Source organism: Streptomyces sp. 63XJN7_1_ISO-PGPR-S23-121, assembly GCF_056173025.1.
Window position 1 is genome coordinate 5,484,218 of record NZ_CM149653.1, and the last position, 13,936, is coordinate 5,498,153.

Annotated in this window: 10 protein-coding genes; 1 reads left to right on the forward strand and 9 read right to left on the reverse strand. The window is 75.2% G+C overall.

The features are described 5' to 3' along the window. Positions 1–77 precede the first annotated feature (77 nt). Complete coding sequence (locus tag AC0VYN_RS24400; protein WP_475532698.1) at positions 78–1,028, reverse strand: phosphotransferase; 951 nt, start codon at positions 1,026–1,028, stop codon at positions 78–80. Between the two features lie 382 nt (positions 1,029–1,410). Further along, complete coding sequence (locus tag AC0VYN_RS24405; protein ID WP_475532699.1) at positions 1,411–1,593, reverse strand: hypothetical protein; 183 nt, start codon at positions 1,591–1,593, stop codon at positions 1,411–1,413. Positions 1,594–2,107: 514 nt separating this feature from the next. Here AC0VYN_RS24405 and AC0VYN_RS24410 point away from each other — a divergent pair. Then, on the forward strand, positions 2,108–3,559 hold the full coding sequence (locus AC0VYN_RS24410) for a serine/threonine-protein kinase (protein WP_475536974.1): 1,452 nt from the start codon (positions 2,108–2,110) through the stop codon (positions 3,557–3,559). A 41-nt stretch (positions 3,560–3,600) separates the two neighbouring features. Here AC0VYN_RS24410 and AC0VYN_RS24415 read toward each other — a convergent pair whose 3' ends face one another. From AC0VYN_RS24415 to AC0VYN_RS24445, 7 genes are all read right to left on the reverse strand, one after another. Then, a complete protein-coding gene (locus tag AC0VYN_RS24415) occupies positions 3,601–4,440 on the reverse strand; it encodes a TrmH family RNA methyltransferase (protein WP_475532700.1) in 840 nt (279 codons plus the stop codon). A gap of 1 nt (position 4,441) precedes the next feature. Then, positions 4,442–5,674 (reverse strand): uroporphyrinogen-III C-methyltransferase, encoded by a 1,233-nt coding sequence (gene cobA, locus AC0VYN_RS24420; protein ID WP_475532701.1) that lies wholly within the window; start codon positions 5,672–5,674, stop codon positions 4,442–4,444. Positions 5,675–5,855: 181 nt separating this feature from the next. Further along, complete coding sequence (gene cobT, locus AC0VYN_RS24425) at positions 5,856–9,857, reverse strand: nicotinate-nucleotide--dimethylbenzimidazole phosphoribosyltransferase (RefSeq protein ID WP_475532702.1); 4,002 nt, start codon at positions 9,855–9,857, stop codon at positions 5,856–5,858. 345 nt (positions 9,858–10,202) lie between these two features. Further along, positions 10,203–11,423, reverse strand: a complete 1,221-nt coding sequence (cbiE, locus tag AC0VYN_RS24430; RefSeq protein WP_475532703.1) for a precorrin-6y C5,15-methyltransferase (decarboxylating) subunit CbiE — start codon at positions 11,421–11,423, stop codon at positions 10,203–10,205. Positions 11,424–11,543: 120 nt separating this feature from the next. Beyond that, on the reverse strand, positions 11,544–12,182 hold the full coding sequence (locus AC0VYN_RS24435) for a GNAT family N-acetyltransferase (RefSeq protein ID WP_475532704.1): 639 nt from the start codon (positions 12,180–12,182) through the stop codon (positions 11,544–11,546). Positions 12,183–12,315: 133 nt separating this feature from the next. After that, positions 12,316–13,140 carry a MetQ/NlpA family ABC transporter substrate-binding protein gene (locus AC0VYN_RS24440; RefSeq protein WP_475532705.1) on the reverse strand — a complete coding sequence of 275 codons (825 nt, stop codon included), beginning with the start codon at positions 13,138–13,140 and terminating at the stop codon, positions 12,316–12,318. A 67-nt stretch (positions 13,141–13,207) separates the two neighbouring features. Continuing rightward, positions 13,208–13,930: a methionine ABC transporter permease gene (locus AC0VYN_RS24445; RefSeq protein ID WP_475536975.1), complete on the reverse strand. Its 723-nt coding sequence runs from the start codon at positions 13,928–13,930 to the stop codon at positions 13,208–13,210. Between the last annotated feature and the right edge of the window lie 6 nt (positions 13,931–13,936).

Below are 13,936 nucleotides of genomic sequence, written 5' to 3' on the forward strand. Positions count from 1 at the left end.
CGGTCCTGCTTCGCGTATCGCCAGGACAGACTCTGTCCGGCGGCGGTCGGTTGCACCCTACGTCGGGGAACCTCGGCTCAACTCCGCGGGCAGGAGGGCGGGACGGGGACGGCAGGGGCCATGCGCGCGCAGGCGTCGACCAGGGCGCGTTCCACCTCGTCCAGGGGCCGGCCGGCCGCGGCGGCCTTGGTGACAGCTCGGGCGGCGGTCTGCGCGGTGAGGGCACGCGCCGGGACGTCCAGCGCGGGCCAGGGGTCGCCCTCCGGCGGGACGGCCGGGCCGCCGGACGCGCGGTAGGCGGCCAGGAAGCGGTTCCACTCGGCGGGCGGGAGCAGCCCGCAGGCGTACCAGGCCGCCGGCCGGGCCAGGTCCCAGGCGGGCACGCCCACGCCGAGGTCGTCGACGTCGATCAGCAGCCAGGGGCCGTCGGGGGCGCGGTGGCGTACGAGCTGGCCCAGGTGGAGGTCGCCGTGGCAGAGGGTGGCCGTGTCCGGCATGGCGGCCTCGCCCCGCGCCCAGCCGGGGAGCGTGGCCCAGGCCCGCAGGACGGGGGCGGTGCCCGGGTGACGGGGTGCGGTGGCCCGCAGCCGTGCGACGGCGCGGGCCGCCTTCTCGGGGCCCCGCATCACGGGCGTCCCGGCCACGGGCGACGGGGTCCGGTGGAGGCGGGCGAGGAGGGTGGCGGCGGCCTCCCAGGGCGCCGCGTCCGGATCGTCGGGGTCCACGGGGGTGCCGTAGGGCCAGCGGGTGACGAGCCGTCCGTGCAGGTCGGTGGGGGTGGGGTGGAGCGGGGGCAGGAGGATGCCGGGGAAGCGGGCGGCGACGGTGATCCGGAGGGCGAGCTCGGCCGGGTCGGCGTCCGCGGCGTGCGCCTTGGCGACGGTACCGGCGTGGCGGACGACGGTGGCGTCGGGGCGGTCGGCGAGGGTGGCCGTGCCGCAGGCGCAGGGGGCGGCCGGGGAGGTGTGGGCGTGGGCGGCTGCCCTGGCGTGGGCTGTCAGGGCGGGGAGGAGGGCGTCCGGGGTCACGGGGGTGAGGGTACGGCGGATGGGGGTGGGTGGTGCGGGTGGCTCGGCGCCTCGGTGGGGGTGGGGTGCGTGGTCCGGCGTCGCGGGGTGCCTGGGTGTGGGGGCGGGGCAGGGGCGGGACGCGCGGCCCGGCGTTGCCGGGGTGCCGCTGCGCCCACCCGTGCCGCCCTGGGGGTACCTCCCAGGCCCTTGAGGCCCCGGGGGGAGGCACGATTGCCCGCGGCTGCGGCGACTGCGAGGGCGGGGTGGCGGGGCAAAAGCAATGCCGGCGCAGCTCCCCAGCTGCGCCGGCATTTTGCCGTCCGCCGCACCCCCGTCCCCACGGGGTTTCATGGATGGATGTCCCCGCCCGGACCGCTCTTCCGGGCCTGGGGGTCGCCTCTCAGCGCCCCAGCATCACACCCACGGACGACGCCTGTGTGGCCACTGTCTCCCACCCGTCGAAGACGAGGAGGAGCAGGACCGCCAGGGGCAGGGCCATGAGGGTCGCCACCACGGGGTGACGACGTCCCTGACGGCGTTGCTCCCGCATGCGGACCAGCGTCCGCGGTGCCGTCCGGGCCATGGTCCCTCTCCTGACCGTTTTGTTGTCCTTGGCAGCGGCGGGCGTCTGACCTCGGGGGACGAGTGCTGCACCCGCCGCTTGACCTCAAATCTAGGCGTCCGGGGACCGACCGGCGTCATGCCCTCGTACCGATTGCCGGGCCTCCCGGAGGATGAGCCGTCGCCCGCGGTGTACTCCCCTGGGTGGAGACCGGCCGCCGCCTCTCGGGGTCTTCCCGGAAGGGACACTCACCGTCCGGTGACTTCGGTCACGTGCCCGGCGCCCGGGCCGCGTCCTGGGTACCGCCCGGGGGCCCCGCCCGGCGTGATCGCCGTCCCGTGGACCAATCCCCCGCCCCGGCCCGGCGGTTGGGATCACCGGCCGCACCGGGCGCGTATGCCCCCCGGGGGCCTGACCGTCCTTCAACTCTCCCGCCCCGTACCGACAATCCCTCGGCCCGAGAGGGCGCGGCCTCTGCGCGCGGGCGGCCGGGGAAACGTAAGCTGTGGCACGTCACAGGGACCGGGCAGCGGGGATGAACATGGCGATGATGCGCCTGAGGCGCGAGGACCCGCGCGTCGTCGGCTCGTTCAGGCTTCACAGGCGGCTCGGCGCGGGCGGTATGGGCGTGGTCTACCTGGGCTCCGACAAGAAGGGGCAACGGGTCGCGCTGAAGGTCATCCGGCCGGACCTGGCGGAGGACCAGGAGTTCCGCTCCCGGTTCGCCCGCGAGGTGTCGGCGGCCCGGCGGATCCGCGGTGGCTGCACCGCCCGGCTGGTCGCCGCCGACCTGGACGCGGACCGGCCCTGGTTCGCGACCCAGTACGTCCCCGGTCCCTCCCTGCACGACAAGGTCGTGGACGAGGGACCGCTCGGCGCGGCGGACGTCGCCGCCGTGGGGGCCGCCCTGTCCGAGGGCCTGGTCGCCGTGCACGAGGCGGGCGTCGTACACCGGGACCTGAAGCCGTCCAACATCCTGCTGTCCCCGAAGGGGCCGCGGATCATCGACTTCGGCATCGCCTGGGCGACGGGCGCCTCGACACTCACGCACGTCGGCACGGCGGTCGGCTCCCCCGGCTTCCTCGCGCCGGAGCAGGTGCGCGGGGCGGCCGTCACGCCGGCCACGGACGTGTTCTCCCTCGGTGCCACGCTGGCGTACGCCTCGATGGGCGACTCGCCCTTCGGGCACGGCAGCTCCGAGGTGATGCTGTACCGCGTGGTGCACGAGGAGGCCCAGCTGCACGGGGTTCCGGACGCGCTCGCGCCCCTGGTCCGGGCCTGCCTGGCGAAGGACCCCGACGAGCGGCCCAGCACCCTCCAGCTGTCCCTGCGGCTCAAGGAGATCGCCGCCCGGGAGGCCCAGGGGCTCGCCGACGTACGGCCGCCCGCGCCGCGTTCCGCGGAGGCGGACCGGCCCACGGGGCAGCTCGCCGACACCTATCCGGATCGTGAGCGTGTCCAGCGGCGCCCGCAGGGGCAGCAGGGCGGCCAAGGCACCCCCGCGCCCCGGGGCACGCCGGGCTCGCGGGGCGGCACGCCCGCGCGCGGCAGGGGCCCATCCTCGCGCGGCGGGGTGCCGTCACGCGGGGGATCGTCCGCGCGGGGCGACGGCGGATCCCGCGGCGGCGTCCCGCGCGGCGGTCGCGCGGGGTCCCGGTCCGCGGGCCGGCCCACGCCCGCCTCCCGCGACACCGGACGGAACGGCACCCGCTCCGGCGGCGGCCGGGCCGGGGCACGCGGCGGGTCCGGCCGTCCGGGGCCGAGGCCCACGGGGACCCGGCTGCGTCCGGCGAATCCGAGGCTGCTGCGGCAGCGGCTGTTCGTTTTCGTGGTGGTGACGCTGCTGGTCGCCCTGGGGATCGCCGCCGCGCAGGGCTGCCAGGGACCGGCCCGGGGTCTGGGCGACGACCCGGGCGGGGTGCGGGTCCAGCAGCGACAGGCCGACGTACGCGCCGACGGGCCGGGGTCCGGGGCGTCCGGGCTCTGATCTCCCGGCCCTCCCCGGTGCTTCGCTCCCGGGGTGCGGGGTCAGGCGGCTCCCGGCCGGGTGGCGTAGAAGACGACCGCCGAGGCGGCCGCCACGTTGAGGGAGTCGACGCCGGCGTCCATCGGGATGCGTACGTGTTCGTCGGCCGCGCCGAGGGCCCCGGGAGTGAGGCCGGTGCCCTCCGTGCCGAAGAGCAGGGCGAGCTTCCCGTGCTTCCGAGCGGCGAGTTCGTCGAGCGTGACGGCCCGGTCGCTCAGGCAGAGCGCGGCGACCGTGAAACCCTCGGAGCGCAGCGTGCCGAGGTCGTCCGGCCAGGACTCCAGGCGGGTCCACGGCACCTGGAAGACGGCGCCCATCGACACCTTCACGGACCGGCGGTAGAGCGGGTCCGCGCAGCGCGGGGTGAGCAGGACCGCGTCGACGCCGAGGGCGGCGGCGTTGCGGAAGGCGGCGCCGACGTTGGCGTGGTCGACGATGTCCTCGAGGACGGCGACGCGGCGGACCGTGCCGTCCTCCCGCCCGACAGCGGCGGTGCGCAGCAGGTCGGACACCGTGGGCAGCGGTTCGCGCCGCATGGAGGCGAGGGCGCCGCGGTGCACGTGGTAGCCGGTGACCTGTTCGGCGAGCGCGGGGTCCACCACGTACACCGGAGCGGGGGTGGCGTCGATGACGTCGCGCATGACGTCGACCCACTTGGCCGACAGCAGCATCGACCGCATCTCGCAGCCCGCCTGCGCGGCCCGCCGGATCACCTTCTCGCCCTCGGCGATGAACAGGCCCTCGGCGGGTTCGCGGCGGCGGCGCAGCTGGACGTCGGTCAGGTTGGTGTAGTCGTGCAGACGGGGGTCGTCGGGGTCCTTCAGGACGATGGGTTCGGCCATGTCACGCGGTTCCCTGCGGGCCCTGGTGGACGACGTCGCCGACGACGATGACGGCGGGCGGCCTGACCTCCTGGGCGACGACGGTCTCGGCGACCGTGGCGAGGGTGGCGTCGACCCGGCGCTGGGCGGCGGTCGTGCCCTCCTGGACCAGGGCGACCGGCGTGTCCGGGGACCTGCCGTGCGCGACGAGGGTGTCGGCGATCCGGCCGATCTTGTCGACGCCCATGAGGATGACGAGCGTGCCGGTCAGCTTCGCGAGCGACGGCCAGTCGACCAGGGAGCGCTCGTCGTCGGGGGCCACATGGCCGCTGACGACGGTGAACTCGTGGGCGACGCCCCGGTGGGTGACGGGGATGCCGGCCGCGCCGGGGACCGAGATGGAGCTGGAGATGCCGGGGACGACCGTGCAGGGGATGCCCGCCTCGGCCAGCGCCTGGGCCTCCTCCATGCCCCGCCCGAAGACGAACGGGTCGCCGCCCTTCAGCCGGACGACCGATTTGCCCTGCTTGGCGTGCTCGATCAGCGCGTTGTTGATGGCCTCCTGCGCCATGAACCGGCCGTAGGGGATCTTCGCCGCGTCGATGACCTCGACGTGCGGCGGCAGTTCGGCGAGCAGGTCGCGGGGGCCGAGCCGGTCGGCGATGACGACGTCGGCCTCGGCGAGCAGGCGGCGGCCGCGGACGGTGATCAGGTCCGGGTCGCCGGGGCCGCCGCCGACCAGGGCGACGCCGGCGGTGCGGGTGCGGTGGTGCGGGGCGACGAGGGTGCCGTCGCGCAGGCCCTCCACGACGGCGTCGCGGATGGCGGCGGTGTGGCGGGGGTCGCGGCCCCGGGCGTCGGTGGTGAGGACGGCGACCGTCACGCCCTCGCTGGTGCCGGTGGCCGGGGTCCAGGCGGTGGCCGCGTCGGCGTCGTCGGAGCGCACGCACCACACGCGGTGCCGTTCGGCCTCCGCGGAGGCCGCGGTGTTGGCGGCGGTGTCGCCGGTGGCGATCAGGGCGTACCAGGCGTCCGCGAGGTCGCCCTCGGTGTACGGGCGCTTCTCCCAGGTGATCTCGCCCGCGTCCGCCATGGCCTCGACCGAGGGGGTCGCCGCGGGAGAGACGAGGCGGATGTCCGCGCCGGCGGCGATAAGTGCCGGGAGACGGCGCTGGGCGACCTGTCCGCCGCCGAGAACGACCACACGGCGGCCGGTGAGGCGGAGGCCTACGGGGTAGGCGGGGTGTTCGGCCATGAGGGGACGGCTCCTCTTGCGGCGGTGGCGCTGACGTGCGGATTTTACGGCCGGGCGGCCGCGGGGACGCGGGGGGTCCGGTGGTTGGACGGCATCGCCCGGTGCGGGCGCCGGACAGGGCCGCGGCAGGTCGGCAGGGGGACCGGCGCGGTGGTGCCGGGCCCCCTGCGTGGTGCGAGCGCTACTTCTCGGTGACGCCCGCCGAGTCGAACGTCGCCACCTCGTGCATCGCCCGCGCCGTGCTCTGCACCATCGGCAGGGCGAGCAGCGCGCCGGTGCCCTCGCCGAGGCGGAGGTCGAGGTCGACCAGGGGGCGCAGGCCCAGCTTGTTGAGCGCGGCGACGTGACCGGGCTCGGCGCTGCGGTGCCCCGCGATGCAGGCCGCGAGGACCTCGGGGGCGATCGCGCGGGCGACGAGCGCGGCCGCGCCGGCGCTGACGCCGTCCAGGATCACCGGGGTGCGCAGGGAGGCGCCGCCGAGCAGCAGGCCGACCATGGCCGCGTGCTCGAAGCCGCCGATCGCCGCGAGCACGCCGATGGGGTCGGCCGGGTCCGGCTGGTGGAGTTCCAGCGCGCGGCGCACGACCTCGGTCTTGCGGACGAGGGTCTCGTCGTTGATTCCGGTGCCGCGGCCGGTGACCTCGGCGGGGTCGGCACCGGTGAACACGGAGATCAGGGCGGCGGACGCGGTGGTGTTCGCGATGCCCATCTCGCCGGTGAGCAGTGCCTTGTTGCCGGCCGCCACCAGGTCGCGGGCGGTCTCGATGCCGACCTCGATGGCCTGCTTGGCCTCCTCGCGGGTCATCGCGGGGCCGGTGGTCATGTCGGAGGTGCCCGCGCGGACCTTGCGGGGCAGCAGCCCCGGGGTGGCGGGCAGGTCGGCGGCGACACCGACGTCCACGACGCAGACCTCGGCGCCGACCTGGGTGGCGAACGCGTTGCACACCGCTCCCCCGCCGAGGAAGTTGGCCACCATCTGGGCGGTGACCTCCTGCGGCCAGGGGGTGACGCCCTGGGCGTGCACTCCGTGGTCGCCGGCGAAGACCGCGACGGCCGCGGGCTCCGGGACGGGCGGCGGGCACTGGCGGGACAGCCCGGACAACTGCGCGGAGATGATCTCCAGCATGCCGAGCGCGCCGGCCGGCTTGGTCATGCGCTTCTGGCGCTCCCAGGCCTCGCCGAGCGCCTTGGCGTCCAGCGGGCGGATCTGTGCGACGGTCTCGGCGAGCAGGTCGTGGGGTTCCTCTCCGGGCAGGGCGCGGCGGCCGTACGTCTCCTCGTGCACGACCCACGACAGCGGGCGGCGCTTGGACCAGCCGGCCTGCATCAGCTCGGGCTCGTCCGGGAACTCGTCGACGTACCCGACGCACAGGTAGGCGACGACCTCCAGGTGTTCGGGCAGGCCGAGGGCGCGGACCATCTCGCGCTCGTCGAAGAAGCTGACCCAGCCGACGCCGAGGCCCTCGGCGCGGGCGGCGAGCCATAGGTTCTCGACGGCGAGCGCGGAGGAGTACGGCGCCATCTGCGGCTGGGTGTGCCGGCCCAGGGTGTGCCGGCCGCCGCGGGTGGGGTCGGCGGTGACGACGATGTTGACGGGCGTGTCGAGGATGGCCTCGATCTTCAGTTCCTTGAACTGCTTGGCCCGGCCCTTGGGCAGGGACTTGGCGTAGGCGTCGCGCTGACGCATCGCCAGTTCGTGCATCGCGCGCCGCGTGTCGGCGGAGCGGATGACAACGAAGTCCCAGGGCTGCGAGTGGCCGACGGAGGGCGCGGTGTGCGCGGCCTCCAGGACGCGGAGCAGCACTTCATGCGGGATGGGGTCGCCGCGGAAGCCGTTGCGGATGTCCCGGCGTTCGCGCATGACCTTCAGGACGGCCTCGCGCTCGGCGTCGTCGTAGGCGGGGGCCGCCGGGCCGGTGGAGCGTCGTACGTCCGTCCCCGCGGCCGTGTCCGCGTCGTGCGGGTCCTCCTGGTCGGCGGCCCGGGTGTCCAGGTCGTCGGCGTTCTGGGCGACCTCGGCGCCGGCCTCCCGCGGGGCGGGAATCCCGGCCACCGGGTCCTGCGCCGGTGCGGCCGGGGCCTCCGGCGGGAGCACGAGGGCCTCGGGCGGGGTCGGGGCGAGGTGCGGGGTGGTGGGCACCTGGCCGCCGTCGACCGGCATGAACCGGCCCACGGGCTGGTCGGGGTGGGGCGCCGGGCCGGCGGCCGGCTCGGCGTGGGGTCCGGCGTGCGTCTGCGGCGCCACGTCGGCGTTCGGCAGGGACTGGGGACCCTGGGCGGGGTGCGGGAGGTCCGGGTGGTCCTGCACGGGGGCGGCCTCCTCGGCCACGGCCGCCGCGGGGGCGGTCGTGGGGTCCGCCGGCGCCTCGGGCGACGGTCCGGGCACGGCGGGCGCCTGGACGTCCTGGCGTACGGTCTCGCCGGCCGGCTGGGGCTGCGGCACGGGTGCCGGGCCCGGTTCGGCCAGGGCGGCGGGCTCGGTCACCGCGATCGGCGCCGGGGCGGCGGGCTCGGCCGGGGCGGCCGGCTCCGGGGCGGTGGGATCGGCCGGGGCGGGGGGCTCGACCACAACGGCCGGCTCCGGGGCGGTCTGCTCCGCGGTGGGGGCCGGCTCGGCCGGCGGGGTCAGCACCGCGGCCGGGGACGGCTTGGACGCGGGGCCGTCCGCCGGCTCGGCGAGCGGCTCGGCCTCTTCCGCCACGGGCGGCTCGGGGACTTCGGCGTCGGGCTCGGACACGGGCGCCTCGGCGGCCGGCACGTCCTCGCCCGGCGGCATTATGCCGGTCGCGGGCTCGGGCTCACCGGGCTGCCCGGCGCCGGCCTCCGGCGCGGGCACCACGTCGGCAGCCTGGTCGGCCTGCGCCTCGGGCACGGTCTCGGCAGCGTCCCCGGGCACCCCGGCGACCGGCGCGGACTCGGGCACGACCGCCTCGACGACCGGAGCGGGAGCGGCGACCGCCTCGGGAACCGGTGCCGTCACCGGCGCGGGCGTCTCGGCCGCGGGCGCGTCGACGACGGGCGCCGACTCGGGCACGGCTGCCTCGGCGACCGGCGCGGGCTCGGACACGGGCGCCTCGACGGCCGGTGCTTCCTCACCCGGCTGCGGTACGGGCGCAGGCTCCGGCGCACCGGACTGCCCGGCTTCGGCCTCCGGCGCGGGCACCACGTCGGCAGCCTGGTCGGCCTGCGCCTCCGGCACGGTCACGGCGCCGTCCCCGGGCACCCCGACGGCCGGCGCGGACTCGGGCTCGACCGCCTCGGGAGCCGGCACGCCGGCCGGTCCGGGCTCGGCACCGGGCATCCGCGCGGGCGGCTGCTGGGCCGCGTCCGCCGCCGGCACGTCACCGGCCACGGGCGCGCCGTCGGTCCCGGGCGCACCCTCCTCCGGGGGCTCGACTCCGCCGTCGGCGGTGACCGCGGCTTCCGTCGCGTGGGCCGCGTCGCCCGGCAGGGTGTCGTCGCCCGGCACGGTGTCGTCGCCGGCCGCGGCCTGTTCGTGCGCCTCGGCCGCGGGCTCTCCGGCCTCCTCGGGCTCCGGAGTGCCGCCGGTCGCCGCCACGGCCTCCGTCGCCACGCGGGTGACGAGCGCCTGGGCCGCGCCCACCGGCTCGGGACGCTGCTCCGCCACCGGAACAACCGTTTCCCCGGGCGCCGCCCCGGCGCCGGACGGGGCCGGCTGCGCGCCCCAGGGCGCCGCCCCCTGCGGCGGCAACGCGGCGGCCTGGGGGACGTCGAGGTACTCGGGGCCGGCGGTCGGCGGTCCGGCGTGCCGCATCGGCACGCTGGCAGGGCCCCGGTCGGCGAGGGAACGGACGGGGCTCGCGGAGGTGTCGGGGATCGGCGGACCGAGGTGCAGGGGCCGGCGCGGCGGGGACGGCTGGGACGCGGGCTCCGCGGCCGGTTCCGGCAGGCGGACGCCACCGAGGTCGACCGAGCCGCTGTCGCGGCCGGACATCTCGTGCGGGCCCGGCTGGTGCACGGTCTCGACGACCGGCTCCGGCGCGGGCGGTGCGACCTCGTTGCCCCAGGCGCTCTGGGCACCCGGCAGCAGCAGGAGGTCCTCGTCCTCGGCGGTGGTCTCGGAGAGGTAGGCGTACGCGCCGGGTGCGGGGACGCCCGGCTGCTCCACCATGCCTGCGTTCTCCGGCAGCCCCTCGCCCGGGATCTGGCCGGTGTCGGTCATGCGTAACCCCTCGCCCATCGGTTAGTGCTTCTACGACCAGCTCACCCGGGACGGCGCACCGACCGCCCGTAGTGAAGAACGAGCGTGCGTGCCCAGCGGCACGAACGACCCGCCGGAAAAGACGACAAAGCCATTGAGTGGCATTGTCGCGGTCGTTCCCCCGTCACGACAGCTTGATCCGCGACGGCCCGCTGTGGACTGCGCCACGTTGCGCGTCCTCGGGTCCTGCCGTACCACACACCCCTCAGAACTGGCGGGTTTTCAGGACATTGGACGACGAAGCGTCCGGTGTCCCAGTGCGGTACAACAATCCGCCAGCCTACCCCGGGCGGTACGACGATCCGATCACGGGGCGCGGTCCGGGAGAACCCCGCTGAGCAGGAACGCGACGCTCCGCTCCGTCTCCGTCCAGGCGCGGGTGTCGAGCCCGACGGACTGCAGCAGGGCGCACTCGACGCGGTAACCGTGCTCCGACAGGTCCCTGCCCACGAGTTCGGCCGCGTCGCGGGTGGCCGCGTGGGCGACGATGCGCTGCGGCCGGCGGTCGGCGACCGCGGAGACGACGGCCGCTCCCCCGCCGCCGACGCGGACGACGTCCGGTTCGGGAAGGTCCTCCAGAACGTGCGGGGCGGTTCCGTGCACGGTCTGGAGCTGGACGCCGAAGTGCCGTGCGGTGGCCTCGGTACGGGCGCAGGCGTCCCGGTCGCGGTCGACGGCGATGACGGCGGCGCCGCCGCGCGCGGCCTCGGTGGCGAAGGCCCCGCTGCCGCACCCGATGTCCCACACGAGGTCGCCCGGGCGCGGGCCCAGCCGGGCCAGTTGGGCCGTGCGCAGCATCTCGGTCTCGCCCTCGCCGAGTTCACCGCCGTACGCTTCCGCGGGCAGCGACCAGCCGCGCGGTCCGGTGGCGGGGTCCCGGCCGGCGATCCAGCCGGCCCCGTCGGCCGGGGTGCCCGGGACGGTGACGCCGCCGACGACGATGACGACGTTCGGGTCGCGCCAGGTGTGGTCGGCGGCCTTGTCGGAGGTGACGACGGTGACCTGCTCGCGTGCGGTGCCGAGTTCCTCGCAGATGACGAAGGTGCGGTGGACGCCCTCCATCAGCAGGCCGAGTTCGGCGGGACCGGCGCCCGGCGAGGTGAGGACCGCGACCTTGGTGTGAGCCCGGCACACGTTCACCGCGCGTCGCAGCGTACGGGGGTGGGCGACGACCACCTGGGCGTCGTCCCAGGGCATGCCGGCGCGGGCGAAGGCGGCGGCCACGGAGGAGACGGCCGGGTCGACCTCGACCTCCAGGCCGAACTCGGGCGCCCGCAGGGTGCGCACGACGCCGAAGAAGCCGGGGTCGCCGTCGGCGAGCACGACCGCCGTGCCCCGGTGGGCGGCGATGCGGCGGGCGGCGAGGGCGACGCTGCCGAGCCGGATGCGCTCGGCGGCGGGCGGCACCTCGGGAAGCGCGAGGTGGTGGGCGGCGCCGGCCACCAGCGTGGCGGCGCCCAGGGCTGCGCGTGCCGCGGCGGTCAGCGGCGAACCGTCCCAGCCGATCACCGTGACCCGGTCGGCCATCGTCGTCAGTCTCCAGGGGTCTTCGCAGGTCGTGGTCGCGGAATACCGCTCGTGGCGGGCTCCGTGAGGGTACTTGGTGCGGCCTCGGGGCGCGGTGGTGACGCCGCCCGTCCCCCCAGGTCAGTTCCAGTCGGTGAAGGAGGTGAAACCGTCTCTGTCGGCCAATTGCTCCGCCGCGCCCTCGATGTCCTCGGGCAGCAGGCTCCACACGATGAAGTCGGTGCGCACGTCGGTCCAGGTGCCGTCCTCGGTGCGCATGCGCGCTATGCAGGCGTTGCGCAGGACGCCCTCGCTGATGCAGCCGATCCTCTGGGCGACCTGCTGGGAGGCGGTGTTGCCGGCCGCGGTGCGCAGCTCGACGCGCTCGAACTTCTGGTCGCCGAAGAGCCACTGGGCGGTGGCGAGCGCCGCCTCGGAGGCGTAGCCCTCGCCGCGGGCCCAGGGGGCGACGATGTACGACAGCTCGGTGGAGCGCACGTGCCAGTTGGTCTTGCTCAGCTGGACGATGCCGACCAGCCGCTGGGTGAGGAACTCGGTGACGGCGAGGTCGAGTCCGCGGCCGGCGGTGCGTTCCGCGGGGGCGTACCCGGTGATCCAGGTGCGGGCGCCCTCTTCGGTGAAGGGCTGCGGGACGTGGGTCCAGGCCGCGACCTGCTCGTCGTTCATCATCGCCGCGAGGGCGGGGACGTCGTCCTCGTCGAGGGGGCGCAGCACCAACCGCTCCGTGCTGATGGAGATGTTGGGGAAGGTGCTCGTCATGCGCCGCTCCGTAACCTGTGTAACCGTCAGGGCCTGCTGAACTGCCCAGCATGCAGCATGAAAGCACTCGGCCGCACCACGGGGTCCGCTCCTCCGCGGAGCGGACCCCGGGCGCGGCCGGGGGCCCGGGCGGTCAGAAGGAGGGGAGCACGGCGCCGGCGTACTTGTCCTCGATGAACTTCTTCACCTCGGGCGAGGTGAGGAGCTTCGCGAGCTTCTTGACGCGCGGGTCGTTCTCCTGGCCCTCCTTGACGGCGAGCAGGTTGTTGTTGGGGTTGTTCTCGGCGGTCTCCAGGACGAGGGCGTCCTTCGCGGGCTTCAGGTCGGCACCGATGGCGTAGTTGCCGTTGACCACGGCCGCGTCCACGTCGTCCAGGGCGCGCGGGGTCTGGGCCGCCTCGAGCTCCTTGAACTTGAGTTTCTTCGGGTTCCCGGTGATGTCCGAGGGGGTCGCCGAGGTGCCGACGCCGTCCTTCAGGGTGATGATCCCGTTGGCCGCGAGGAGCTGGAGCGCACGGCCCTCGTTGACGGTGTCGTTGGGGACGGCGACGGTCGCACCGCTCTTCAGGTCGTCGGCCTTCTTGACCTTGTGGGAGTAGAGGCCGAGGGGCTCCAGGTGCACGTCGACGACGGGCACGATGTGGGTGCCGCGCTTCTGGTTGAAGTCGTCGAGGTACGGCTTGGTCTGGAAGAAGTTGGCGCCGACCGAGCCGTCCTCCGTCGAGGTGTTCGGCGTGACGTAGTCGGAGACCTCCTTGACCTCGAGGTCGAGGCCCGCCTTCTTCGCCAGGTTGTCCTTGACGAAGTTGAGGATCTCGGCGTGCGGGGTCGGGCTGGCGGCGACGACGAGCGGGCCGGAGGTGTCGGAGGCGGCGTCCTTGTCCGAGCCGCAGGCGGCGAGCCCGAGGGTGAGGGCTCCGGCGAGGACGGCGGTGGTGATCTTGGCGGTGTTACGCACGAAAAGTGCCTTTCCTGAAGGGTGGTACGGCCCCGTCCTGGTGGGACGGGGAGTCCTGGTGCGGGTGTCAGGCGACCTTGCTCACGTCGGCGGCCGCGGGCTCCTTGGCCTTGAGCAGCCGCAGCCTGGGGGCGGCACCCGCGCGTCCGCCGCGGCGGTGCAGGGTGCGGGCCGCGTAGTCGCCGGCGAACTGGATGAGCGAGATGACCACGGCGAGGATCGCGACGGTGATCCACATCATCCCGGTCTCGAACCGCTGGTAGCCGTAGCGGACGGCGAGGTCGCCGAGGCCGCCGCCGCCGACGGTGCCGGCCATGGCCGAGTAGCCGATGAGGGCGATGATCGTGGTCGTGGTGCCGGCGATCAGCGAGGGGAGCGCCTCGGGGACCAGGACCTTGCGGACGATGGTCCAGGTGTTGCCGCCCATCGACTGCACGGCCTCGACCAGCCCTCCGTCGACCTCGCGGACGGCCGTTTCGACGAGCCGCGCGAAGAAGGGGATGCCGCCGATGGCGAGCGGCACGATGGCGGCCTCGCTGCCGATGGTCGTGCCGGTGATCCAGCGGGTGAAGCTCATCAGCGCGACCATGAGGATGATGAACGGCATCGAGCGGCCGACGTTGACGATCTGGCCGATGACCTTGTTGACCACGACGTTCTGGAGCAGGCCGCCCTTGTCGGTGAGGACGAGGAGGATGCCGAGCGGGAGACCGACGGCCACCGCGATCACGGTGGACCAGCCGACCATGATCAGGGTTTCCCAGGAGGCCTGCTCCAGCAGGGGCCGCATCTCGGA